Source organism: Hallella bergensis DSM 17361, from assembly GCF_000160535.1.
In the GTDB taxonomy this organism is placed as follows: Bacteria; Bacteroidota; Bacteroidia; order Bacteroidales; family Bacteroidaceae; genus Prevotella; species Prevotella bergensis.
Genome location: NZ_GG704783.1, coordinates 201,744 through 225,406, shown reverse-complemented (window position 1 = coordinate 225,406; position 23,663 = coordinate 201,744). Strand labels below are relative to the sequence as shown.

At 45.5% G+C, this 23,663-nt stretch carries 22 protein-coding genes and 1 pseudogene; 5 read left to right on the top strand and 18 right to left on the bottom strand.

The features are described 5' to 3' along the window. Window positions 1-226: 226 nt before the first annotated feature. The 7 genes from HMPREF0645_RS11360 to HMPREF0645_RS13885 all read right to left on the bottom strand — a co-directional run bounded on the left by HMPREF0645_RS11360 (window position 227) and on the right by HMPREF0645_RS13885 (window position 7,219). Window positions 227-511, bottom strand: coding sequence for a hypothetical protein (locus HMPREF0645_RS11360; RefSeq protein ID WP_007175159.1), 285 nt, complete (start codon window positions 509-511; stop codon window positions 227-229). A gap of 286 nt (window positions 512-797) precedes the next feature. After that, a complete protein-coding gene (locus HMPREF0645_RS11355; RefSeq protein WP_007175157.1) occupies window positions 798-3,179 on the bottom strand; it encodes a carboxypeptidase regulatory-like domain-containing protein in 2,382 nt (793 codons plus the stop codon). A gap of 325 nt (window positions 3,180-3,504) precedes the next feature. Then, entirely contained in the window at window positions 3,505-4,665 is a 1,161-nt protein-coding gene (locus HMPREF0645_RS11350) for an IS4 family transposase (RefSeq protein ID WP_156777923.1), read from the bottom strand. A 1,173-nt stretch (window positions 4,666-5,838) separates the two neighbouring features. Further along, window positions 5,839-5,967, bottom strand: coding sequence for a hypothetical protein (locus tag HMPREF0645_RS14335; protein ID WP_007175153.1), 129 nt, complete (start codon window positions 5,965-5,967; stop codon window positions 5,839-5,841). Between the two features lie 166 nt (window positions 5,968-6,133). Continuing rightward, window positions 6,134-6,355 carry a hypothetical protein gene (locus HMPREF0645_RS11340; RefSeq protein WP_007175152.1) on the bottom strand — a complete coding sequence of 74 codons (222 nt, stop codon included), beginning with the start codon at window positions 6,353-6,355 and terminating at the stop codon, window positions 6,134-6,136. Between the two features lie 4 nt (window positions 6,356-6,359). Further along, window positions 6,360-6,839 carry a hypothetical protein gene (locus HMPREF0645_RS11335; protein WP_007175151.1) on the bottom strand — a complete coding sequence of 160 codons (480 nt, stop codon included), beginning with the start codon at window positions 6,837-6,839 and terminating at the stop codon, window positions 6,360-6,362. Between the two features lie 11 nt (window positions 6,840-6,850). Continuing rightward, complete coding sequence (locus tag HMPREF0645_RS13885) at window positions 6,851-7,219, bottom strand: hypothetical protein (RefSeq protein WP_007175150.1); 369 nt, start codon at window positions 7,217-7,219, stop codon at window positions 6,851-6,853. Between the two features lie 56 nt (window positions 7,220-7,275). Between HMPREF0645_RS13885 and HMPREF0645_RS11325 the strand changes: the two genes are divergently transcribed. Continuing rightward, the gene (locus tag HMPREF0645_RS11325) at window positions 7,276-8,529 is read left to right on the top strand and encodes an ATP-binding protein (protein ID WP_007175149.1); all 1,254 of its coding nucleotides are present in this window, start codon (window positions 7,276-7,278) and stop codon (window positions 8,527-8,529) included. A gap of 98 nt (window positions 8,530-8,627) precedes the next feature. Here the strand turns inward: HMPREF0645_RS11325 and HMPREF0645_RS11320 are convergent, their stop codons facing one another. The 8 genes from HMPREF0645_RS11320 to HMPREF0645_RS11285 all read right to left on the bottom strand — a co-directional run bounded on the left by HMPREF0645_RS11320 (window position 8,628) and on the right by HMPREF0645_RS11285 (window position 16,281). Next, window positions 8,628-9,131, bottom strand: a complete 504-nt coding sequence (locus HMPREF0645_RS11320) for a hypothetical protein (protein ID WP_007175148.1) — start codon at window positions 9,129-9,131, stop codon at window positions 8,628-8,630. A 13-nt stretch (window positions 9,132-9,144) separates the two neighbouring features. Beyond that, entirely contained in the window at window positions 9,145-9,942 is a 798-nt protein-coding gene (locus HMPREF0645_RS11315) for a topoisomerase C-terminal repeat-containing protein (protein ID WP_036893559.1), read from the bottom strand. A gap of 121 nt (window positions 9,943-10,063) precedes the next feature. After that, a complete protein-coding gene (locus HMPREF0645_RS11310) occupies window positions 10,064-10,786 on the bottom strand; it encodes a hypothetical protein (protein WP_007175146.1) in 723 nt (240 codons plus the stop codon). Continuing rightward, window positions 10,783-11,982: a toprim domain-containing protein gene (locus HMPREF0645_RS11305; RefSeq protein ID WP_007175145.1), complete on the bottom strand. Its 1,200-nt coding sequence runs from the start codon at window positions 11,980-11,982 to the stop codon at window positions 10,783-10,785. Before HMPREF0645_RS11305 ends, HMPREF0645_RS11310 begins: the two co-directional genes overlap by 4 nt. Before the next feature lie 22 nt (window positions 11,983-12,004). Further along, on the bottom strand, window positions 12,005-13,324 hold the full coding sequence (locus HMPREF0645_RS11300; RefSeq protein ID WP_007175144.1) for an ArdC family protein: 1,320 nt from the start codon (window positions 13,322-13,324) through the stop codon (window positions 12,005-12,007). Then, on the bottom strand, window positions 13,305-13,532 hold the full coding sequence (locus HMPREF0645_RS11295) for a hypothetical protein (protein ID WP_025072511.1): 228 nt from the start codon (window positions 13,530-13,532) through the stop codon (window positions 13,305-13,307). Before HMPREF0645_RS11295 ends, HMPREF0645_RS11300 begins: the two co-directional genes overlap by 20 nt. 50 nt (window positions 13,533-13,582) lie before the next feature. Then, window positions 13,583-15,355: a MutS N-terminal domain-containing protein gene (locus HMPREF0645_RS11290; protein ID WP_007175142.1), complete on the bottom strand. Its 1,773-nt coding sequence runs from the start codon at window positions 15,353-15,355 to the stop codon at window positions 13,583-13,585. Between the two features lie 158 nt (window positions 15,356-15,513). Further along, complete coding sequence (locus HMPREF0645_RS11285; RefSeq protein ID WP_007175141.1) at window positions 15,514-16,281, bottom strand: DUF4099 domain-containing protein; 768 nt, start codon at window positions 16,279-16,281, stop codon at window positions 15,514-15,516. Window positions 16,282-16,361: 80 nt separating this feature from the next. On the opposite strand from HMPREF0645_RS11285, the gene HMPREF0645_RS11280 reads away from it, so the two are divergent. The 4 genes and pseudogenes from HMPREF0645_RS11280 to HMPREF0645_RS11265 all read left to right on the top strand — a co-directional run. Next, entirely contained in the window at window positions 16,362-17,423 is a 1,062-nt protein-coding gene (locus HMPREF0645_RS11280; RefSeq protein ID WP_007175140.1) for a peptidoglycan DD-metalloendopeptidase family protein, read from the top strand. Window positions 17,424-17,599: 176 nt separating this feature from the next. Next, a complete protein-coding gene (locus tag HMPREF0645_RS11275) occupies window positions 17,600-18,241 on the top strand; it encodes a hypothetical protein (RefSeq protein ID WP_007175138.1) in 642 nt (213 codons plus the stop codon). A 53-nt stretch (window positions 18,242-18,294) separates the two neighbouring features. Next, the gene (locus tag HMPREF0645_RS11270; protein WP_007175137.1) at window positions 18,295-19,356 is read left to right on the top strand and encodes a helix-turn-helix domain-containing protein; all 1,062 of its coding nucleotides are present in this window, start codon (window positions 18,295-18,297) and stop codon (window positions 19,354-19,356) included. A 29-nt stretch (window positions 19,357-19,385) separates the two neighbouring features. Then, a pseudogene (locus tag HMPREF0645_RS11265) lies at window positions 19,386-19,718 on the top strand (site-specific DNA-methyltransferase); the annotation flags it as partial. Between the two features lie 35 nt (window positions 19,719-19,753). Here the strand turns inward: HMPREF0645_RS11265 and HMPREF0645_RS11260 are convergent. From HMPREF0645_RS11260 to traN, 3 genes are read right to left on the bottom strand one after another with little or no spacing between them, the layout of a single operon-like run. Further along, the gene (locus tag HMPREF0645_RS11260) at window positions 19,754-20,392 is read right to left on the bottom strand and encodes a TraX family protein (protein ID WP_007175135.1); all 639 of its coding nucleotides are present in this window, start codon (window positions 20,390-20,392) and stop codon (window positions 19,754-19,756) included. A 1-nt stretch (window position 20,393) separates the two neighbouring features. After that, window positions 20,394-22,712, bottom strand: a complete 2,319-nt coding sequence (locus tag HMPREF0645_RS11255) for a type IV secretory system conjugative DNA transfer family protein (protein WP_007175134.1) — start codon at window positions 22,710-22,712, stop codon at window positions 20,394-20,396. A gap of 4 nt (window positions 22,713-22,716) precedes the next feature. Further along, window positions 22,717-23,652 (bottom strand): conjugative transposon protein TraN, encoded by a 936-nt coding sequence (gene traN, locus HMPREF0645_RS11250; protein ID WP_004347476.1) that lies wholly within the window; start codon window positions 23,650-23,652, stop codon window positions 22,717-22,719. Window positions 23,653-23,663 lie beyond the last annotated feature (11 nt).

Sequence of the window (23,663 nt, the reverse complement as noted above, 5' to 3'; positions counted from 1 at the left end):
GGGTAATGCTTCAAATCGGGAGTTATTGTGATAATCATCTGATTATCAATATGGTGTTTAAATGATTTGGCGTAAATGCAGGGAACGATTCTCTGCCTTTTGTTATATTTGTAGTCCAAAACAAAGAAAAATGAATATACAAGAACACATCGGCACCTTATGCTCCAGATTGGAAGTGAGAAACTCAAGTTTTCAACACCAAACAAGAGTTTTATAAAAGGATTGACTAATTTTGCACTTGCTGGTTGACTCTACGGTTGAATTTGGCATCATCAAAATCCACCAAAATCATCAAGCCTTTTCTCTTTCCTTCATAGCCAGCGTGCTTTTCGCCCAAGGAAGCCCGTGTCTTTGTGTATCTACGAGCGGCGGCTCTGCGTCTTTTTGCAACGGCTTTTCTAGCTAAAGTTGTGAAATCGGCAGGTCGATAAGCTTGAAGTTGTTCGTCAAAAACGTATTTCTGACCATCTTCTGCCTCCATGTAATGCAAGTGTTCATCGCCTTTGAACATTGCTCTTACCTCCACTCCACTCGCAAGATGAATGATTTTTCACCCGTTCTTTTTGACTGGTATGGCAACAACCCACTGCGTCATCCATATAAATAATAAAACGGAGAAAAATCTTTTCATGCCATACTTTCTATTTGATGACAAAAATAATGAAAAGATTTTTAAAATCATCGCGAAGATTCAAATAAGAAGTACATAACCATTAAGCACGTTCGTTCACATGCTTTGTGCTTTCAAAACCGTGACAAGAGCATCATGCACGCTCACCAATGGACATCTGTTGAGCTTACAGACCAAAATGTAGGCGGTAGACTACCATGGGGAAAAAGGAGAAATGATATTGTGACACATACGCACCTTTGTCAATATCATAAAATATGTATGCTATATTTTTTCGATCGGTGAGGTTAATTAAGTCAATTCCCCACTCCTGTGAGACCTTCTTACCGTTCAGTCTGCCGCCCAAACGAGTGTCCAATCTGAAGTAAACAGGCATTTGTTCTTGATACCACTTATCGTATTGGTACACCTGGTCGTGAGTCGCTTGAGATGCCACCTCGTCAACAGGCGTGTATCTCAAGCCACCCGAGAGCGCCAACTGAGGTGAGACAAAGAGGGTCCAACGGCTGCTCACAGGCCATTCAAACCCTCCAGTGACATTGAGGATGTAACCACCATCGAACACTGTGCTGAATTCATGGTTGAGTACTGGGTCGGTATAGCGTGAGCGATAGAGGGTGCCGGACATCAAGAAGAAATAATTTTTGCTGAAGAATTTTTCCACCGTCAGTTCAAGTCCATAGTTTCGTCCCCTGCCAATATTGCGAAGTCCGGCGATGCGTTCCATGGAGTTTTCGCCTGCTCCATAATTGAGTAGCGACACTCCATAGGCTTTGTTCTCAGCCGCAATATCAAAAAGCCATTGATAATATAGTTCTGTATGCACACGCCAATCCTTGTTAATTTGGTAGTTGTGCGAGAGGTTTGCATGCCAACTCTTGGAAAAACCCAAGTGATGATTGCTGTCCGAATAATGACCATCGGCCTCTTTGACAAAGAAAAAAGTGTGCGGAGGCAACTGACTGTAAAGGCCTCCTGCGAGACCAATGGTGTGATGGGTACCAAGTTTTAACTCAGCAGCAGCGCGTGGTTCCAAAGCATAGTTACCATTCAGGGGCAAATAACTGCCATGTACGCCTGCAGTGACAGTAAGAGCATCGCTGAACAAATGCTGATACTGCGCATAAGCGCGATAAAGGGATAATGTGCTTGTATCGTCATTGAGGGGATAGGGTATATCTTCCACCTCATTGAACATATTGAAAAAATATTGATCGACAACCGTACCCACATAAAGATTGTCGTGATGCGTGGATAATCGATGACGGATGTCGGCCGAAAACGAGAGTTTATGTTCCTTGGTTAGATCCGTAAAAATCATTTTAAAGTCTTCTTGATTGGCCATTTCCTTATTGTACACTCTCATCTTTATATCATTATAGTTCCAAGAAAGTGTGGCATGAAGATCGGTCCGAGCAGCCAGTTGGCCATGATAGACCATACCTAACAATGCCAAGCCACTGCGTAAGTTAACCTTTTGGTCAAACGATAGATTGTCAACTTGCACGGTCGTACCCGCCCCTGAGAGTTCTGATGTCTTGAGATGAATGCTACTAGTACCTACAATGCCAATCAATGAAAGCGTGTGACCCTCGTGGATGCGCCAATCTATCTTGGTTGTTAGGTCTTGATATCTTGGCACAACGGCCATGGATTTGCCGAAAATCTTCATGGCATAGCTTGCCAACTCTGGGATGGAATAACGATAGGAGGCAAGATAGGTCATCGAACCGTCCTTGATTATCGGCCCCTCTGTCATGAGTTCGGCTCCATTATAGCCCATCTGGAAGCGCATTTGGTGGTTGTTGGGATTGCCTTTTCTCAGATTCAAATCAAAGATTGCCGCAAGTGCATTGCCTTTTGTTGCCTGCCAACCTCCCAACAAAAAATCAGAGTTGGTAACAACATTCATATTAAGGGCAGTTACCTGTCCAGCCGTCATTCCCAGTCCGGCGTTGAAATGGTTAGGATTTGGAATTTCAATCCCATCCAATCGATATTGAACCCCTAATGACGAGTTGCCTCTCACCACAATCTCATTACGCGAATCATTGATGGGCATCACGCCTGCAAAGCTCCTCACCATCCTGCTTGGATCGCCTAACGAACCCGCATAACGCTCTGTTTCTTCCACACTAAAGCTTCGAGCGCCCGCATAGGCAAGCGGCTGAATGGGACGAGCTTTATTGTAATATCGCTTCACCTCTACGCCCTTGAGATTATAAGTGGCAGACTCCAGTTTGACATCAAGTGACACTTCTTCACCCATAACCAACAACAAACTGATCTCCTTGTCCTGGTAGCCCACTGAACTGGCCCGCAAAACTTGCCTGCCCAACGGTACTTGTAGTTCAAAACGACCCGCTTTATCTGTAGTTTGGGTGATTGAAGGCTCCGCGTTTACAATGCTCAAACTAACATCAGCCAACGGGTTTCCATGTATGTCCGTCACCCTACCCAGTACTTTTTGCGTTCTGTTTCCTTGTGCCATGATGGCCATGGAAACAACTAACAACAGCATACCAGTGCCAATCCACCTTTTCATCATACGATAGTTATAAGATTTGTTCGCTCCAAAAATAATTATATCATATTACAAACCTGTTAAAATCCCATCAATTAATCATGAATGCTCAATACTTTCTCATTGAAATTTTGCTGAATTAAGCAATCGAGTAGGAGGTAAACACTAATCATAGGTGTTTATTTCCTACTTTCGTGTTCACCGACCTCTCACACCACCGTACATGCGGTTCCGCATACGGCGGTTCCTATTTTGGGTGGCATTCGAGATACGACCCCATTAAAGTTGCATACCCTGCAGAGCGTAGTCTATAGTTATCTATCGCCCTTCACTACTGTCCGGTTAAATTTCACCAAAGCGAAAGTTGGCGGTCATTTTCTGGATTTTGATTAATAATTGTTTTATCAAATAGTTCATTCAACGGAGTCCTCTCAAAGAGAACTTGTCCGATGACGTTAGAGAATATGTAAAGATTTTGCTTAATATGATACATCTTCAAAGCAATAGTAAGAAGCAGATAATCGCAGATAGCTATCCATATTTGCGTAAAGACTGCATTCTGGGTTGTTCCATAGAACGACTTGATATGCAAGTGCTGCTTAATCCATTTGAAGAACGTCTCGATAGTCCAACGCTCTCGGTAGAGTTCTGCAATGGTAATTGCTGGAAGGATGAAATCATTAGTCAAGAATCGATACACAACGTTCTGAGCATAGTCTTCATATGTAACCAATCGCAACACGTCTGGATGTTTCTTGGCAGTCAAGAGACCAGAGAGACTGATAGTTTCATCAGAGATGACACCAGTCTGCCTATCAACCACTCTTGTCTCGAAAACATTGTACTTCATATTATCCTTTGCTCGGGTAACAAAGTATGCATGTTGTTGTTGAAGGATTCGGAACAGCCGATCAAAATCGACATATCCTTTATCCATAAGGTAATAGGCGCCTGTTTCGATTGGCAGCATATCCATAGCTTGGCTATCATGTACATTGCCGGGAGTAAGGAGAACAAAGTTAGGTATACTGTTCTTAACATCAACCAAGGTATGCATTTTGAACGCCCCTTTATCATGGAGGAACTTTGCCCAAGGACAAAGTTGCAGACAAAGATTAATGGTACTGCTGTCAAAAGCATAGACCATGTTGTCGATGTTCAGACGGTAATAATTATCCTTATAAAGGGCCTTAGCTCTATCGACAAATATCATTGCATAGTCTTGATAAATACGCCAGTTTTTCTTTTCGTTCATATCAGCAAGAGTAGATTTTGGCATGATTTTCAACCCCGCATGGTACAATTTGGAGTTGAATGCGGTAAGTTGAGCTTCTATACTTCGAAGACTTGCACTGCTAGTAAATTGAGCATAACTCATGACAAGAAACTGATCACGGCAAGTGAAACGTCTTGCATGAAAATCCCCTCGATATTTGTCAACACATTTCCTGAGCTCGTAATCAGGGATGAGAGACATCAGTTGCGAGAGTACAGTGTTTCCGACATTCATATCCTGTGCTATCTTATATATGAGGCAGTACAAAGATAAGTAATCAAATCGGAAATTTTTTAAATCGATGTATCTCATTGAATATTAACGAAATGAATGATAGTCTGGAAATTTTAACCGGACACTAGTGAAAAGGATTGACTAATTTTGCACTTGCTGGTTGACTCTACGGGTAAAATATTATAAAAAATCGAAGGTTATTAATTTTGTTTTATAGAAAATGTCTAACTTTGTAAACCAAACTTTATAAGATTGCGCAATTCTTCAAGTTTTTATTCACATACCATGATAAAATAAAGAGCGGCCCATAAAAACCTGAAAAATAAGGCACTGGTACTTGATCAGAATGTGCCAATAGCGAACTTCGCGAAGAAAATGGATGAACACCGAAGAAGTTTAGTTTCTCACAGCAAAAAGAGAGCGCCATGGCAGGTAATGAGTTGAAGAGAGCCGGAAATGGAATGGAAGAACTGCATGCAAGGATGCTTGGGCATCTTGCTGCAAGTTTGAAATGGAATGTGGCATCTTCAACTCATCACTGGCCTTGTAGCGCACGAAATGACCTAACCTCTCTCCCTTGTCATTCTACGTCCCTGAAGAATGATGAAAGCGGTATTGTAATGGTTGCTGCTCTATGCGCAATGAATGGAGATACGGCTTTCAGGGAAAAAGCCTTCTGAAATATAGGTAAAACCACATAGGTAGTCTGTGTAACCCCAATGCAACACAAGAGTTGGGTTACACTGGAGATGCACTGACGTCACACAGGAAAAATGTGCGATATGGTGGGCATAGGCACGGAGCAGGAAGTAAGATGGGCGGAGCCGTGGAGCGGTCATGGGCGACAATCCATCACCAGCGTAACAGCGGCAGCCTATCCTTTCTGTACCATGCTATGCACTCCATCCAGCACATAATGGATAACCGCCCTCCCTTGTTGCTCCGTGTCCCAACGGAGCGATGAAAGCGGTGTGGAGTCATCACACTCATTTATGACGTGATATCGAGATACGGCTTTCAGGGAAATTAAGTATTTCCAAATAAAAGTCTTGTTTTTTTGCGTCAAAAACAAAACTTTTATTTTAAACCAAGCGTTATTCAGCTAAGCTTCTTTCTTTCAAATAGGCAGCGGACTGTGACCGCTGCCGGATTTTGAAAGCAGGTCATACCTTGTCAGATATACCCCAGCCATGCTCGCTCCTCCCTGCTTATTCTGCCCACCTGCTTATAAGGATGGTTGCAGAATACCCAATCAATCTCACGGTATGACAAAGTGGTCTGTATGCCACTGTCCATGACCATTCCTCAGAGTTTTATGATTTTGCATAACACTTGGCTTCCTCGCAGCTCTCTGCTTCTACCTTGAAAGTACCCTCGAAGATGTATCGAGCCGGTACGCGATAAATCTTCTTCATTGTATTTCCTTTTGATGGAGTATGCCTGAAACTCGGCACACTCCTGGTTCTACTTAGTCAAACATCGCATTGACGTGGGTTTCAAACTCGTCGTCTGAATAGCTGTAGAAGATGTCATCTTCCACATATCCGTAAAATAGATTGTCCACTGATGGAAAATCGTCTTTCCACTTGTCGCACACACTACAGGGTGCAAATAGGGCATCGCCCAACTGCGCATTGCAAATCTCTCTTGCATCAACGCCCTCTATCGAAAAAATACTGATATTCTCCATGCTTTTAGAAATGAAAATCAATGATACCACCGATATAAAGTTCGTCACCCTCCGTCAGATGCTCCACCATGCGCATCAACTCCGCCGACTTTTCCGCAAAGGTCTGATAGTCGTCATTACAAAGGTAGAATTGGGCATCAGTGTCCAGCGGATTTTGCAGTTCGGTCTCCAACAGGTATACCTCACCGCAAAAGTTCATCACGTTTTCCGTGTTTACCTTTGCCGCTTTCGTCTGAATACGCTCAACCCACTCACGTTTCCACTGTCCAAACCCGCCTTGATACACCAAGGTCGTTTCATCTTTCAGGCGAAACATGCCCAATGGCAGAATATGAGCCATGAGCGAGTAAACGGCTCTCTTCCGTTCTTCTTCTGATATGGCGGCACAATAGTCATAATCGCTGCCATCACCCTGCAACAAGGTATCTTCACAGAGATAGCCCTCGATGCGTTCTTCCGATAATTGAAAAATCCATGCGTGCATAACTTATCATTTTAAGAGGTTATCAATCTTAATCTTTTCCCTTTTGTGAAGTCTTCAGACTTCTTGCAGGTACTTAATTTTCGAGCAAAACAGGACGGCATAAGAGGGAAAAATAAGGCAAGCAATGCACGGAAAAATTGACGGAATACCCAAATCTTGATTTGAGGAAGGCTGCCGTCTATTTTTCTGCGCATAGCCCCCAGCGATGCTTGCCGTTCTTTCCTATGCCGTAACTTTGCAAAGAAAATGAGTACTTGCAGCAAGGAGGCAACCGCAAACATGGAAGTGATAGGACAGTAAATACCGCACATCATGACGTACCTTTCTCTGATAATAAGAAAAACAAGGAAATAATTACTGTTTTGTTGCTTAAATGACATGAAATAGTTGTATTTGCTGCATAAATCTGTGTCGTGACACAAAAATATATTCTAAAATGCTATTTGAACGGAGGTATTACCTAAGCCAGCTACAGAATGCTGATGGAAACGGTATGATCAAAATCATCACCGGGATGCGACGCTGTGCCATGTCATTCCTCCTTTTCAATATCTTCCGAAAGAGTCTTTTTGAAAGGGGCATTCACGAAGATCACATTATCAAAGTTAATTTGGAGGATCGCCGAAATAAGAAGCTACGTAATCCAGATGCACTTCTTGAACATATTGATAAATTGATGACAGATACAGAGAAGTATTACATTCTGTTGGATGAGGTGCAGTTGGTCAGTGAGTTTGAGGATGTTCTTAACTCTTACCTTGACGTACCCAATGCAGAAGTGTATGTTACCGGCTCAAATGCAAAATTCCTTTCAAGAGATATTATAACGGAATTTCGTGGACGAGGATGGGAAGTACGCATCCACCCACTTAGTTTTGCAGAATATTATGAGGTGATAGGTGGTGAAAAGGCAGAAGCCCTGGATCAATACTATAAATATGGTGGCCTGCCAGCTGTGGCAGGAATGAAACGAGCTAAAGATAAGCAGAATTACCTCCGCGAGATTTTTGAGACGGTGTATCTAAGAGACGTTATTGACCGCAACCATCTAAAGAATGCAGACAGCTTACGGGAGCTGGTTCGTATTCTTGCCTCTACTATGGGGGCGAGTACCAACGTGCGACGAATTTCAAACACTTTCAAGACTGCCGCAGGTATAGATGTTGCCCCGGCAACGATAGCCAAATACATCGAGTGTCTGCAAGATGCATTCATCATCAGCGAAGCATTACGCTATGATGTCAAGGGTAGGAAATATATCGGCACAGAAACCAAGTATTATTTTGAGGATGTAGGGATAAGGAATGCCGTTGTTGAATTCCGCCAATTTGAGCCAACCCATATTATGGAGAATGTTGTATATAACGACTTATGCCGCAATGGTTTCTCGGTTGATGTCGGATTAGTTGAAAGTTTCAAACGCGATAATAACGGCAAACTCACAAGACGAAACCTCGAAATAGATTTTGTCGTCAATCGGCATGATGAACAATTATACATTCAGTCTGCCTATGCTTTACCTTCAAAGGAGAAAGTTGATCAGGAACAAGCCTCACTCTTGCAAGTGTCAGACGGCTTCCGCAAGATTATCATTGCCGGTGATCATTACAGTACTGGTTATAATGAGAATGGCATCTTGGTAATTGGACTTTACGATTTTCTGTTGGAGAAAGCGAATATCTGGAAATAGTATAAACAGCAAGTCTATAATACTCAAGGAAGAAACAGGGGAAGCTACAGATAACTTCCCCTGCTACTTTTTTACCATGTATCTTCATGAAAGAACTTTTATGGCAGCGGTAGTTCAAACGTCCTCACCACTGACTTGCCGTCCTTACTGATGAAGAACCATCGTTCAGCATTGTATTTCATGCCATGATGCGTTACTGCCTGATAGTCGATCTTCACTTTCCAACCCGTCCATTCCTTTTTGCCAGTAGCCTGACTGAGCATCTGTCGAATGTCCGAGTTGGCACGCATCTGCCTTTCGGCGAGATCCATCACGTAGAAGTCATTGATGTCCAGCGACTGCATATTGTTGGTACGTTTCATAATACTATCCGTGACCGACTTCATGATACGGATGATGCCTGCCTTCTCTTGTTGCGAGAAGTAGCTGAACCCAAAAGCCGAATCAGGCTCTGATATAGCCAGCATCTGCAATTGCTTAGGATATTCCACCGACTGTTTCAGATTCTCCACAGCCAACTGCTTCAACGCATGACGCTTATTTTTACAACCAGTGAGGCATAACAATGCCACCACTACATATATAATACTTTTTCTTTTCATCACTAATAACTGCTTAAATCATGATTATTCTGTCTTTTTCAGGTGTCAGTTGCAGCCGCTTGTAGTACACCGTACCGTCTTCCTTGTAAAATTCGATGCAGTCTCTGGTTACGCCCTGTTCGCAAATTTGCTTCACCTCCTCCACCGATACGGCATGACCGCTGATGTTACGCCAGATAGAGAACTTGCATGGATGTTCGGCATTGCGATAGTTGGCACAGTTGTAGGCCTTCAGTCCAACATGCAGGTCGCCGCCGCAATGCGGACACTTTGCGATGCGCGATTCCAGCTTCACCTTGCCTTCGGCTATCGACAACGACGAGGCAAACATCTTCCACTCATTTGAGGCAAAGCCCTCCAGGGCGATATGCTTGCCATTCAAGAACGCCACGGCATCCTGCTCCATAATCCTACGGTTGCAGATAATACCCGGAATCATAAAGTCACACGATGGATGCTCACCGATGGAATTTTCACATCGGTAGCCCTTTGAAGTCTTGCGCATCTTACCTCCACAGATAGGACATACTCCGTCGATATAATGTACACCTGATGATACCTCCACCTTTCCATTACGGATGACGAGAGCCGCCTTAAAATACTGTCCGTCCTTGTTTTGCAGCGAGAGCACCCCCGTATGACCATGCTTGACAAGTGGCGCCACCAGTTCCTCCGTTACCTCCAAATTAAACAAACGATTAGGGATAACGAATCCACAGGACTGCTCACTGCACTTCCAGTCCTGCTCGTCGTGCACCATTGTACCTCTGCCACAAACGGGGCAAATCATTAAGTTATTTGTATCACTCATATCTTTGCTATTTCTTAAAGTTTAATGATTACCAGGCAAATCCGTTGTTTGCACTGCTCTTCCTCGAAATAACAAAGTGTCGCCATGCAAAAGTACAGAAAAATGCCCATATTCAGACCTCTCAAATATATTTCCACTCATAGATTAGTCCATCCACAATCGCCTTTCCTGACATCACCGTGGCCCAACCTTCAGGATCAAGCCCAAACCACAGGTCATTCCACGAGTACGTCCTTACCTGCCATGCCAGCAGCCACAGATCGGTGTTGATCGTCTCCAGTTTCGTCACCACCTCATTGGCAATGTAATACCGTTCCGCTGAGGACAGTAGGTTTACCTTATGCTTCTCATTCACAGACTTGCCGGTGGCATCATAGCCACTCACGTTGTATGTGCCGCTCGTTACCAGTTGTTTCATGAACGGATAGAGCGAAGCCATTTGCGTGGCAGCATCCGTCAGTTCATCAGACACCAAGAGAGCAATGGCCGTTCCTTTCAGATGACCGGGCAGCGACTGGCGCAACAGGTTCATGTTTCGTGGAATCTCTACTGTTGTCAGTTCTGCCGCTCGCTTGATCTGATAAAGGTTCTGCATGGCTCCTTGTGCATTGGAGAGATACGCCAGCATCTTGTCCTCCACCTTGTGCATTCTGTCCATCGCCACAGTGACTGCCGTTTCCGCAGCAATGATTTTTTTCTGTGTCTTCTCGCGGTCCTTGAAAATCTTTTTCAGCATTCCGCTCTGCGCTATCACTGCACCCGTCAGCGTCGGGTCCGTCTGTTGTGCCATCATAGGGCAGAAGGTTAAACTACCCAACAATAATATGATGAAGATTCGTTTCATAAGCCCACCCCTTTCTCACGGCGGTCAGCCAGATTCCGATCTCTTGCAAACTTGTTTTCTACCGCCACAACTTCCATCTGTTTACCCATCAGCTGGTCGTTCCAGTCCTTGTAGTTCGCAGCAGCCTTCCATTCACCTACATTATAGCGGATGTGGATATGCTTGCGAAGCTCACGGATAGACAGCTGTTCATTAGCAATGGCAAAGTTCTTCGCGCCAACAGTAATCATCACCTTGTCCTCTTCCTTATGCACATTCAAGCGGATGCCCTCCAGCAAGGCAGCCATGCGGATGCCATAGATACGCCCGGCAAGGTCATTATCAAAACAGTCCATCGCCTTAGCTTCCGGGTAATGCGCCATGATACCCTTGATCTGACTGTCGGAGAAAGTGCCTCCCAGCGATACGAATGCCGAATGAGTACCATCTAAGCGAAGGTGATTCAGCTGATAGAACGCCATGATGTCGTAGGCACTTTCAGCGAAATAGACATGTCTGATGTCTGTAGGCTCTCCACCTTGTGAGAGATCAGCAATCCATGCCCCCGTCGTCGAGTTAGTACCAGCTGCCTTACTCTTGAATGAGCCAAAGCCACGGATTTCATAGCCCACCACCTTGTCCTTGCCAGCCTCCGTATAAGGGAAGCCGATGTTGAACTGCTTGTAGGTGGTATGGCTGTTGTCCCTTATTTGCTTGATAAATGGTGCGAAGGCACTCACCGTCTCCTCGTTGATGCCACGCTGGGCAAAGAATGCCATCACTTCAGAAGGCGCACCATTAACATCCTTCGTTTCATAGCGTTTCGGATCAAACACGATACTACCCGTGTACCCAGCTTTCGTAAGATACTGGCTATCCCCATAGTCAGGAATCGGCTCATTGGCGAAGTGGGCCATCACCTTGCCGATGATTTCCCACTCGTTTCTTCCAGACTCGTGGAAGCTGCTAAGGTTCTCACGTATCAAAGATACCACATCACCGCCTCTTGCCCCGTTACGCCGGAAATAAGTCTGCGCCGCCTTCTCCTTCGGGTTCTTGATGATGAGCTTGTCCTGATGACCCGTGGAGTCAGACAAGACCATTTCAATGTATCTTCCCACACCAGCCGAGCGGTCGAGACGATAGCCCAGATAATAGGCAATATCATCTACGCCTACCTTTGTTTTCAGGTCTTTGTAGTTTACACTCTGTTTCATAACTGCCTACAAGTATAAAGGGTTATATTTTCATACGATGAGCATGCTGCTGTGTCTGTGCCATGACCACATCGCCAAAACTTTTTTCCAGCGTATGGGAGAGCAGACGCGCCTTCTCCGTTTCTTCCGAGAGAGAGAAATAAAGGATGCCCAAATTTCGGTCAATCGGTTTGAGTCCCAAATCTTGACCTTGGAATGAGGCTCGCACCGCATAGTCGCCATCATTTTGCTTGATGATGGAGGCGTTCTCAAAAACGACCTTGTCCTTGGGAATGTCGGTAGAAAGGTTTCTGTTTTTACCGAGTAAAGGCTCTTCACCCAACGCCATTTTCTGCTTGTCCACCTCTTCCAGTACCATGTTAGCAGCCTTGTTCACGTCGGCCATCACCGACACGATGAACTTAGGATTTTCCTTGAGAGTGGAGATCCAACTATCGAGGTAAGCCGCATTGTTGTCCAGAATACGCTTGTCAAAGCCCATTGAGTTGCCTACCATCGCTGCCGTCAGCTCAGCCACCAGTTCCTCCTTGGCATATTTCGCATCGCCGAACTTCTCATGGCTGCCCCTGTTCAGCCGAGGTTCCGTACCGGTGGAGTGAGCCATCTCGTGCAGGGCCGTGGAGTAGTATTCCATACCGTCCTTATAGACCTCTTCCAGTGTCTTGCCGATGTTGAACTGCTCTTTCTTTGGAATGACGATGATATCCTTGGAGGGAGAGAAGTATGCACCGGGTACCTGCTTGTCATATTGGATAGGACAAATCCACTCCTGCTTCTCAAACATACGGTCGAGAGCCTTGCTGGTAAACATCCCCTCGGCATCACGCAGCTCCGGTGGGGCAAACAGCTTTTTGAGAGCTTCCATCTTGTCAGGCTTCACCTCAACCAGATTGGTCTGATCGACATTGAACACATTGAAGGCTTTCAGGAAAGGAATGGTCTGCACCTGCATCCGCTCTGCAAGGCTCATCTTGCGGTAGGCCTCTTTAGAAACTTTCTTACCATCCTTGTCCCTTGCCATGATATCCCAGTAGAGCACTGGCATAGCCGACTCACCTTTCTTCACATGTGCTCCCATGTCGTTGGCCTGCTTGAAAGTGAGGTACACGGGCATGGAGTAGCCACGGAGAGCCGTGTCCAGTTGGAGGAAGAAAGAGTTACTTCCCGAATATCCACGCCCAGATACATTCTGCGGCATGGCACCAGGGGCAGTAGCACTGCCAATCCACCCCTTATGCCAGCCAACGGACTTCATCTGTTCCATGCGCTCAATCATCATCTCCGTGAACCTGTCCACGGCTTTCTGACCGAGCGTCTTTGTTTCAGTTCCAGCTGTAGTCATAGTCGTCCTCCGCCAAGATTTGCTTATCCTGCATACTCAGTTCCACCGACTCCATATAGAACTCTGCGGTATCTTCGCTGGGATGGATGTTGTGTTCCTTGCACCACTGCATGAAGTCGTCCGCATGTTCACCTTCAAGCGTGAACTGCAGCCATCCTATCCGTCTGTCCTGTTTGAGCTGGACCAGCTCTTCAAAACTATATGCCATTTTCTTTAAATTTATGTTATCTGTGTTCATTATAGAAATCCCCCCAAGGGCTACATCTTCAGTCCATTGCTGATAGCCTGCTTCTGACCCGACAGTACTTTGATGTCATCTGAGAGATATTTGGCTGCCAGCTGTTCACGAGTGACGGTCTTGGCTTGGAAGAGAGAAAAGCCGTCGTCAAAGGAAATCGCCTTCTTGTCCGTGCGTCCGTTCTCGCCCACGGCTGCTGAAATCTTCCACTTGCCGTCCATGTTGTCCTTTGCCACCCGAATATCCTCCACTTTGATGTTGGCAGGGAGCTGATAGACGGCGTAGGCCGATGCCAGGTGCAGCCGTTCGCCAAAGTTCTTTTCCACCAATGCCGCCGGTGTCGTCACGCGGTCGAAGAAAGCACTCTGGTCTTCTTTGGTCATAGGAGCCGACATTCGCTGGTCGCCCACCTGGGCATAGAGCTTGTACTTGCCATAGTCAGCCCGCTGCTCATCTTTCTCCTTATACACTGTCATCTTGTCAATCACCCTGCCGTCAGATAGGATGTTGGCGGCCTTGTACTCCTCGGCAGATACTTTGGGTGCCAGCTTTGTGGGATAATATTTCTGCATCATATTCTCCACCTTCGCTTCCCGTTTCTGATAGGCAGCGATGTCGACAGCGTCCATCTTCATGGGGTTGAGCTGCTTCCCATTGAGCTGCGCCACATAGAACCAGTCGGCTGGATTCACCTTGGACTGGAAGGCATGGGCATGGGAAACCTTGTCGCCATTGACCGTAACCATCTGCGGCTCACGCGGCTGATGCTCCTGCTTGACGGTTTCCGTTTTTTCCACCGATTTTCCTTCCTCTTTCTTTTCCTGTGCTGTCGTTTCCGTTTTCTCAGACACGGCTTTCTCCACATTTTGCTTCTTCTCCAGACTGTCCACGATAGCCACACGAAGACCAGCCCGGATGAGTTTGGGCAGATTCGTGTCCAGCGCATGATGGGGAAATGTAACCTGCAGAGAGCCGTCTTCTGCCTTGGCAGGCTTGTTCGCTTTGAGCCCCAATGTGTCAGCCACCTTGGAGGCATCAGCGTTCAAGGTTGTGTAGAAGTCTCCCGTTCTGAAGAGCAGGATGGCATCAGGGTGCATCTCCTTCATGTTCTCGTACAGCTCTGCCAGCGTCTTTGACTTCGGGAGCTTTGTCGTTTTCTTTGCAGCTTTTTTCTCGGTTTGAGCCGTCGGCTCTTCCTTCAGGGTAGCTTGCTGCTGCACCTCTTCTTTTTTCTTACTTGCCATATTGTTGTCAATTAAAGGGTAAATATCCGACTTCCATTTGTTGGGCGTGAATTTATGCGTATCACCGAGTACCGCCATCAGCGTGTCCTGTCTGCCCATTGCTTCATATGCGGCCATTGCCGTATGCCCGGTGTCGAGTACATTGTCAATGAGTATGGGTATCTTGTTCCTGGGTAGCCTGCGGATGCGATAAAAATAGAGCGGCACCTCATCGAGCGAGCCATTGGCCTTCTTCACCAGATAAAGCGGATCGTGGGTATTGCTTGCCAGCGCGTCGATGACAGGCAGATGCAGTGCTTCGCTTATTTTCTCGGCCAGCGTCTTGGTGTAACCGGCCCTGCCGGTGCGGTTTGGGATAGGTACCAGTACCACCTGCTTGTCTTTAGGCATGACATTCCTGACTGCCGCAGTCATCATCGCCGCAGCCTTGGCAATGGCCATGTCGTCCCCAGCTTTCACCTTTCGGGCAATAGGAGCAACTTTGGCATAGCCAGCCACGGAGCTGACGATGTAGTCGAAATCAAGATTTTTATATTTCTTTCTACCCACCTTGCTTGTCGTGATATGCTTTAACGCTACAGTTCTACAACAGAAGAACTCGCCAATAGAGAGGAATGTTAAAGCACTCACTGGCTCTTATGAAAGTGACAAGCCGGGAGCAGAATATTAAAGAATCCCTTGTTGGGAGGATGGTTATTCGTCTTGTGCTATCGAATCAAGCCAGTATGCTGTTTCTTTTCGATAGACTCCGAGGGGTTGTTGGTCATGGCTTGGCGTTCCACCACTTTCTGGTATTCCCAGCGGTTTTCGTCGGTCATCACATAACCCATAAAATCCTCGTGAGCATCATCGTAGCGCATCTTTTGCAATTGTTCCCACTCCCTCATGTCGCCGTTGACAATTTTGAAGCCTTGTGGCTCACGTAGGTCAACGCCCACCGTTACCTTGGTGTCGCCGAGATCCAATTCCACAGGTTTACCTTTCTGCAAAGCCTCCTTTTGATTGGCACCCAGCTCGATGTCCTTCACTTTATCTCGTGTTTGTAGTTCTGTCTCGATAGGAATGCTGGTCACATTACGGTGCATGAGCGAGTTCGTTTCCTTATCCAGCTGAACAAATCTTACTTTCCTTTCTCCCTCCACGTCCACTTCCTTGCGTATTACCTCGCCAGACAGCACTCGTTGGAGCTCATTTTGGTTAAGTCCTAATTCATTGGCAACCTCTCTACGGAGTGGGTAAGTCATCAGTAACACTTCTTCGTTATCATCCAGTACGAATTGGGCTTTCATCGGTAACTGTATCACCTTGCCATTTGATGTTTCCGTGTTGGCTATGAAAACAGGCGTTACCTCTCCACAAAGCAGCGGAACTTTCAGAGCATCAGGCATCAACGCCAGTTTCTCCTCGTTGATACCCAACTGCTTCAATTTGTCTAAAACAGTTTCTTGGGCTTGAAAAGTAATCACATCTTCCATACGTTAAATGTTTGAAGGTAAATTTGTAAACGAAAAACCCGAAAAGAGGGCACCGCACTGAACAAAATTATCAAAAGAAGATGAATATAAGACAACGATACCGATTATTTCTGATTGTCACTGCTGCCATGTTTTTTAGTAGTGATATGGCAGCACAGTTCTTTACCCTCAGACCACAGATAGTTACAAAGCAGAAAATGGCTGTAAAACAAAGAGTTACGACACAACAAAAGGACACTATAAAGGTTCGTCCTATGGATATTTCGTTCCAGACAGGAAACGGCATGGAAGTGAGTATCGAAAAGGATGTACCACTGTTTGTCAACGTGAAGGACTCCCTGCTTTTTGGCTTGATTAGTCAGCGTATGAATGTTTGCTTACCTCTTGACTTCCTGAAACTCACTTCTGCCTATGGTTATAGAAAAGACCCTGTGAGCAACTGCACTGTCTTTCATAACGGCATCGACCTGCAATGCAACCATGCCCATGTCTATGCTATGCTGCCTGGTATCATCAAGAAAGTACACTATGGGAACAAAGGCTACGGCAACTATATCGTGTTGGAGCATGGCATCTTTGAATGTCTGTACGGACACCTTAGCATGATAACCGTCCATGAGGGCGATGCGGTGACGGCAGGAACCATCGTGGCAATATCAGGGAATACAGGTAAAACTACAGGACCACATCTACACATCAGACTACGAAAGGAAGGCAGAAGTGTGGACCCTAACCACTTCGTTGATTATCTCAAAGTCTACATCACTGAATTACAAGATAAAATGGCATATCTCCGCTTCGGCACAAAGCCAGACCGAGCGTTGAACATCAAAAACCTGATGGCCGTTCTCCGTCAGTATGATGTGAAGTTCCCCCAAATCGTAGTGGCACAAGCCCTGCTTGAAACAGGTTACTTCACTTCCAGAGTCTGTCTTGAAAACAATAACCTCTTTGGACTACGTCGTCCCAGCAACGGCAACTACTACACATTCAGCTCATGGGAAGAGAGCGTCAAAGCCTATAAAGACTATGTGCAGTACAAATATAAGGGCGGCAACTACTACGATTTCCTGAACAGAATCGGGTATTCGGAAGATTGTGAATATATAAATAAAGTGAAGCAGGTTGCTTATAGCTTATAATTTTTGTGATCACAGAAAAAATTTTGAATGGTCGAGCATTGAAATACATTTTTTCTAAAAAAATATATAGTCAAAACTACAACTTTTCTAAAAAAATATATATCTTTGCACAGAAAATAATCTCTGCGGCAACAGAGATTACTAACCGAGTCAGATGACTCATAAAATTATTAAGTATGAAGCATAATAATTTCGATGCAAAGGTAAACAATTTACCTGAGAAAGCAAAACGAAAAAGAGTAACTAACCCAGATGAATGCAAATTCGATCTTGGCGATGACATCACCAAGTTGTTTATGGGCTTCCATGAAGCCCTACCCTTGTACCAGCAGGAGTTAGGTTTGACTGCACCCGAAGACAGAGTGAGGACACAAGCTGCTGTTACTCTACAGTCGAAGGTGATGCAGTGCTGGCGTAGACATTTTGGGGACAATGTCAAACGTGGCAAATACGATAGACTCTTTTTGTTTAACAAGGGCTATGTCATTTTGTTTAAGAAGTTGGGTAGAAACGGTATGCCGATGAATATCAAGACCAAGAATTCCACGAGTATTGGAAACCAATATCAGGGGAACCTGTTTGGCCCAGATGAGGATGGAAACTCGCCCATTTTGTTTTTTGGTTATACTACTAACGATTTTGGTGTTATTGTTCATCCACGCATTGTTTACATAGACGAGGAGAAGGTGAAGTGGATCATTGATGAAGAAGGTATTCAAGATAATACGCTTCCCCAATTAGACTTTGCACCGACACCGCCTACAGGTGGAGTCTCTGTAAAGAAAAGTGCAAAGGCCCTTATCAAGAAAGCAGAATAATAGATAGAGACACCTTACTCTTGTCATATACTTTATATTAATAATAAAACGATATGAACATAAGTCCAAAACAACTAACATTTGCAAGGGAATACCGAGGGTACACCCAAAGTGAGCTGGCTTCTCGTATCGTAGGTTTATCCCAATCCAACTTATCTAAATTTGAGAAAGGTATAGAAGTACTCTCTGATGAAGTTTTAAAGAGAATCATAGAATTTTTAGGTTTCCCTGAAGGATTTTACACATTATCTATATCCAATAACGTGGAGAATGCCCACTACAGGCGCAAATCAGGCATGACTAAAAGAACGAAAGAAGATATAGAGAAATCTAACAAGCTGATAGGGTATATTGTAGACCAAATGGCTGATTCTATAGATTTTCCAACTTTTACACTCAAGACAATTGACTTGGAGGATGACTTCACTCCTGAATATGCTGCTCAGTTCACTCGTAGATATATGGGCATTATACAAGGAACGGTCAAAGAAATTTGTACCATGCTCGAACGATATGGTATCATCATTGTGGAACAAACTTACGATAAGGAAAATTTTGACGGCGTGTCCTTCCTTACCGACAAGGGCATACCTGTGATGGTGATCAATCGAGATTTCAGTAATGATCGGAAGCGACTCACCATTGCACACGAGTTAGGGCATATTGTGATGCACCTATCCAGAGAATTTGCCATACCCGAATATCGGGACAAGGAAGACGAAGCTTTCCGATTTGCTTCCGAGTTTTTGATGCCTGAAAAAGAAATCCGCAACTCTCTCTATGGCCTTCGTCTCTCCAGTCTGATGCCTCTTAAGCTACATTGGCTTACATCTATGGCTGCTATTATCAGGCGGGCATGGTCGTTGGGATGTATAGATAAAAATAGATATCAATATCTTAACATTGAGTTGAGCCGACACCATTATAAAAAACATGAGCCGGGTATGGTTTTCTTAGACTTACCTCAAAGTTTCACGCAAGCTTATCAACTCTTCAAGACAGAGTTGGGCTACACAGACTTTGATTTGTCACGAGCTTTCCAATTACCAATAGATGTTATCCAACGTTTTTGTGGAAATGCTCCACAACTAAAAGTAGTATCTTTAAGAAGATAAGAACAGAACTTAAAACATCAAACCAATATATGGACAAATACGAACTGGTGAAGAAGCTGAAAACCCTGCAGGGGCTGACCGACGACGAGAAGGCGGCGCTTATAGGGCTGCTTCGGAGCCACAAGAAATATGGGCTGGTGTGGGAGGACAAGCCCGAGGCCGTGGAGGCGCAACTCGAAGAGAAACTACCTGCGCTTACCGAGGTGAAAGAGCGTGCTATTGTGGGTGACACGGAAACCGAGCATTATCCCAACCACATCCTGATAGAGGGCGACAATCTGCACGCCCTCACCGCCCTCAGCTACACCCATGCTGGGAAAATAGACGTATTCTATATCGACCCGCCCTACAACACGGGTAACATAGTTCTTTCAATTTGCTCAAGTAAGATACAATGTTACTGTAATAATGCTATATGTATGGGGTAATACGTATAGCACAAATACTTCGCATATTGTCCACTAATAAACCCCCTCTGCCCATTATAGCAAAGGATAGCAGCCAATCCCAGCCAAACCCCAATCACATTGTACTGGTACATAAAAAGGGAGGCCAAAAGACATTTCGCTACATTGTGTTTGCGAAACACGTAAAACGTACAAACCAGCAGTATTCCTGAATATTCATAATCGACGTGTAGCCACATAGCGATGCCACAGACTGCAACTATCAAGACGCAACAGGGCAAAAACTTCTTACCAATATTGCTTAACCCCTCTATTGCCACCAGTCCCAACAGCAGGGTGAAGAACACATTATGTGTATTGTCATGATTCAGTAGCCACCACGGAATATCCGACACAAGAGCAAAAATGAAAAGACTCAGCGCATATTTCCTTACGGAACGGGTATGCACATATCCCTCCACCAGCAGAAATGCGAAGATGGGGAAAGCCATCCTACCCACCGTTCGCATGGCATCGTAGGCAATGCTTTTGTCCATCAGATAATAGGCTATGTGGTCTAATGTCATGGACACCAATGCAATTACCTTCAATGCGCTTCCTGACAACCCTTTACCTTGAACGAGGATCATGTCACTTTGTTTTCTTTTCTTTGCCCAATAACTCCGCAATCATCGCATCCACCTCGTCATTGACACGCTTGAAGTTACGCCCCAGCATGATTTCCTTCTCACGGTTGGAGGCAAACTGATAAATCTTTGGCAGGTCGGCATACAGACTTTCCTCCTGTTTGATTTGTTCCATATCAAAGTGGGTCTTACAGAAATACTTCGAGGTCTTGAACTCCTCCGACTTCTCTATGTCAAACCCCTGCATCATGCTGCCCTCCGTAGGTGTGAAGTCACGAGCTGACTGACCAGCGAGCCAACCAGTCGCCATGTCCGCTATCTTAGCAGCAGGGACTAGGAAGTCCAACCGCTCCGAGATAGACGTGGAAACCTTCTGGTCATTGATGGTAATAGACTTGGACGTCTGCTTCGCCTTACCGAACACGTCATTCTGCGCCCATTCAAGCGTTTCCTTGTTGCGGGCGGCACCCATAAAAATGTTACCACAGGTGGTAATAATCTTCTGCATCCCATTCTTGCCATAGTCCGCCTCCAGCTGTGGCAACTCTTGAAAACCAAGCGTCACTGCTACCTTGTTGCTTCGCGCCGTGCCGATCAGTCGGTCAATCTTATGAAAGTACAAGGTTGGCAGCTCATCCACGATGATGGAAACAGGGATATTCCCTCTGCTGTTCACACGGGTCACGAGACGGTTGAGCACCAACGCATTCAGTGCCCCCACAATCTGCTCTTTCTCCGGGTCGTTGGCAATCACGAGATAGGAAGGGCTGGCAGGGTCTGAAATCTTCAGGTCGAAGTCATCCCCCGTAAATATCCAGTAGGCTTCCGGTGAAACCAAGCGAGCTGCATTGACACGGAGCGTACCCACCATACCTTCGAGTTGGTCCATCGCTTTGTTGGTATAAGCCGACTGGAACGGAGCCATGAGCGAGAGTATTTTCTGATCCTGCATCAGGATGTCAAATACGTCACTGTACTGCTTACCTAAGAAGGATAGTACATGTGGCATATCCGAATATTCTCCTGTAATGGTGTCAGGCTCCACTACCTGCCCCTGCTCATCCTCATACCAGGACGAAGCGATATGCACTTTCTGTCCGTTACGGCTGATATAAGTGAAATCATTCAGATCCACGAACATGCCATCCTCATCCACCGACACATCGTGGCTCAGCTCATCCACAAAGTCAAGAATCATGTTACCGTTCTTATCAACAGCCCGGTAGTCATGCCAGTTCTTTGTCATCAGTCTTAGTTTCTTCCCCTTGTATTTGATGTAACGAGTGAGTTTCTTGCCGTCCTTGAACCCCGTCGGATGGAAGTTGACGAAGAAATAGATGATAGCCGAAAGGAAGTTGATGGCCGAGTTCTGAAAAAACGCCTCCGATCCGCCTTTCTTGTCGCCTCCCTTGTTAAGCGATTCAAGCAACGTTGCAGCTGTCTCTGCCGCTGCTGCCAAGTCAGGGATATACTTCCGTTGTATAGGGTTGATACGGTTGGAATACTCCACATCGGTAAAGTTCACGATGTGGAAACCACAGTTTTCCGGCAGCCTCTCCAGTTTCTTGTTTTTGCAGTATTGATAGAACAGCGTCTTTCCCAATGTCGGAAACTTGTAGTCATACACCATCATGGCAAAGCCTTTGGCCGCATGCTGACGGATAAATGGGTCGATGATACCAAACGACTTGCCAGAACCGGGCGTACCCAGTACAATGGTTCCACGGAACGGATTGATGATGTTAATCCATCCCTTGTGCATGCGTCCCTTGAAATAGTAGATCATCGGGATATTGACAGAATAAGGATTCTCATTCAGGTCCTCCGACTGCTGGAACGACTCATTCTCAAAGTTGAAACGGTCTTCACCCAATTTGTAATTGTAGTAGCGAGAGATACCATCTAACCCCTGATGCAGAAGCATCGTACCGATAATGGAAGTCATGGCGTAGAGCACGCGATTGGTAGGGAAGCCAAATGAAACTCCGCCCCAGACGCCTTTATGAAGCATCATGCAGAGCGCGATGAACGTAATGCCGATGCCGATAGGGTAAAGCACCATTGTCTTGACGTTGAACTTCAACGCCTTCTGTGGACGTGTACCGATGCAGGTCACACCAATACATATCAGTTCGATGAGCTTACACGATGCTACATTGTTGAAAACCTTGAAGCGTGTGATGAGTTCCAGGATAAATCCCGTCACACGGTTGTCCGCCGTGATGGGGAGATTCATGATTAGCTCTACAATCAAGAAAAGGTAGATGCAACTCCTGAACGTGTTGTACATCTGTTGTTGTTCCCTTGTCTCTTCTACTGCCATGATGCTACTTTTGAGAATTAAGAACCGGGAGGAACGCCATTATCTGTTCACCAATGCCGTCGGCATGAAGAATATCCTTATAGTCAATGTTGAGTGTGACGACACGACCAGAAATCTGTTCCTCCGAAATCTCCAGTTTCAGCACCTTTTCTTCAGGAAAGGTCAGCTTGTCGAGTACCAGCACGTTACGATATGCCTTCTTGAAGCTCTTGGCACTGTTCAGGGAATAGACTGGAGTCAGCTCAATTGTCTGCGAATTGGTGGCCTTCAGCTCCTTCTTGTCCGTGAGTTTGATGCGTACCTCACTGATGTCATACTTGATTTTGGTGGCATTGTAGAGTGAATAATCGATGAAGAAATAATCACCGATGCTGAAAATGTTGTTCACTCTTGCCCTAATGCCATACTCATGGGAACGGATATGCTTTTGCGGTTTACTGGCAAAGATAGCCCAGGCGTAGGCTGCCATTTCTTTACGTGGCATCGTCACGTCGGGATTCTCATATCTGCCCATATCCCTGGTCTTGATGCGATAGATGGAGTTGGCTTTCGCTGGTCCGGCAGTATAAACCACGTTGAGTTGTACGATATGCCGCTCACCGATAACGGTAACTGTACCTACCAACTCATTGTCGTACATTCTCCTGGAGGGTTTAATACGCACGATATTGTCCGTACACTGGTTACCTACAATCTTGTTCGTCGAAATGTCCACGAGCTTGATATTCTCTGGCATCAGCAGATGCGTTGTCACCTCTTCGTTGACAAACACCACATCCTTGCGTCTGTTCTCGTCAAAGATGTAGCTGTCCGTGAGCCTTGCGTTGCGGATATATCTCACCGAAACCGAGTCTGCCTCAATGTTCTTATACATTTTCTGTGCCTGAAGGCTGCCACACAATCCCATGAGGGCAACCAAGATAACTAAAAACTGCTTCATATTTTCTAATG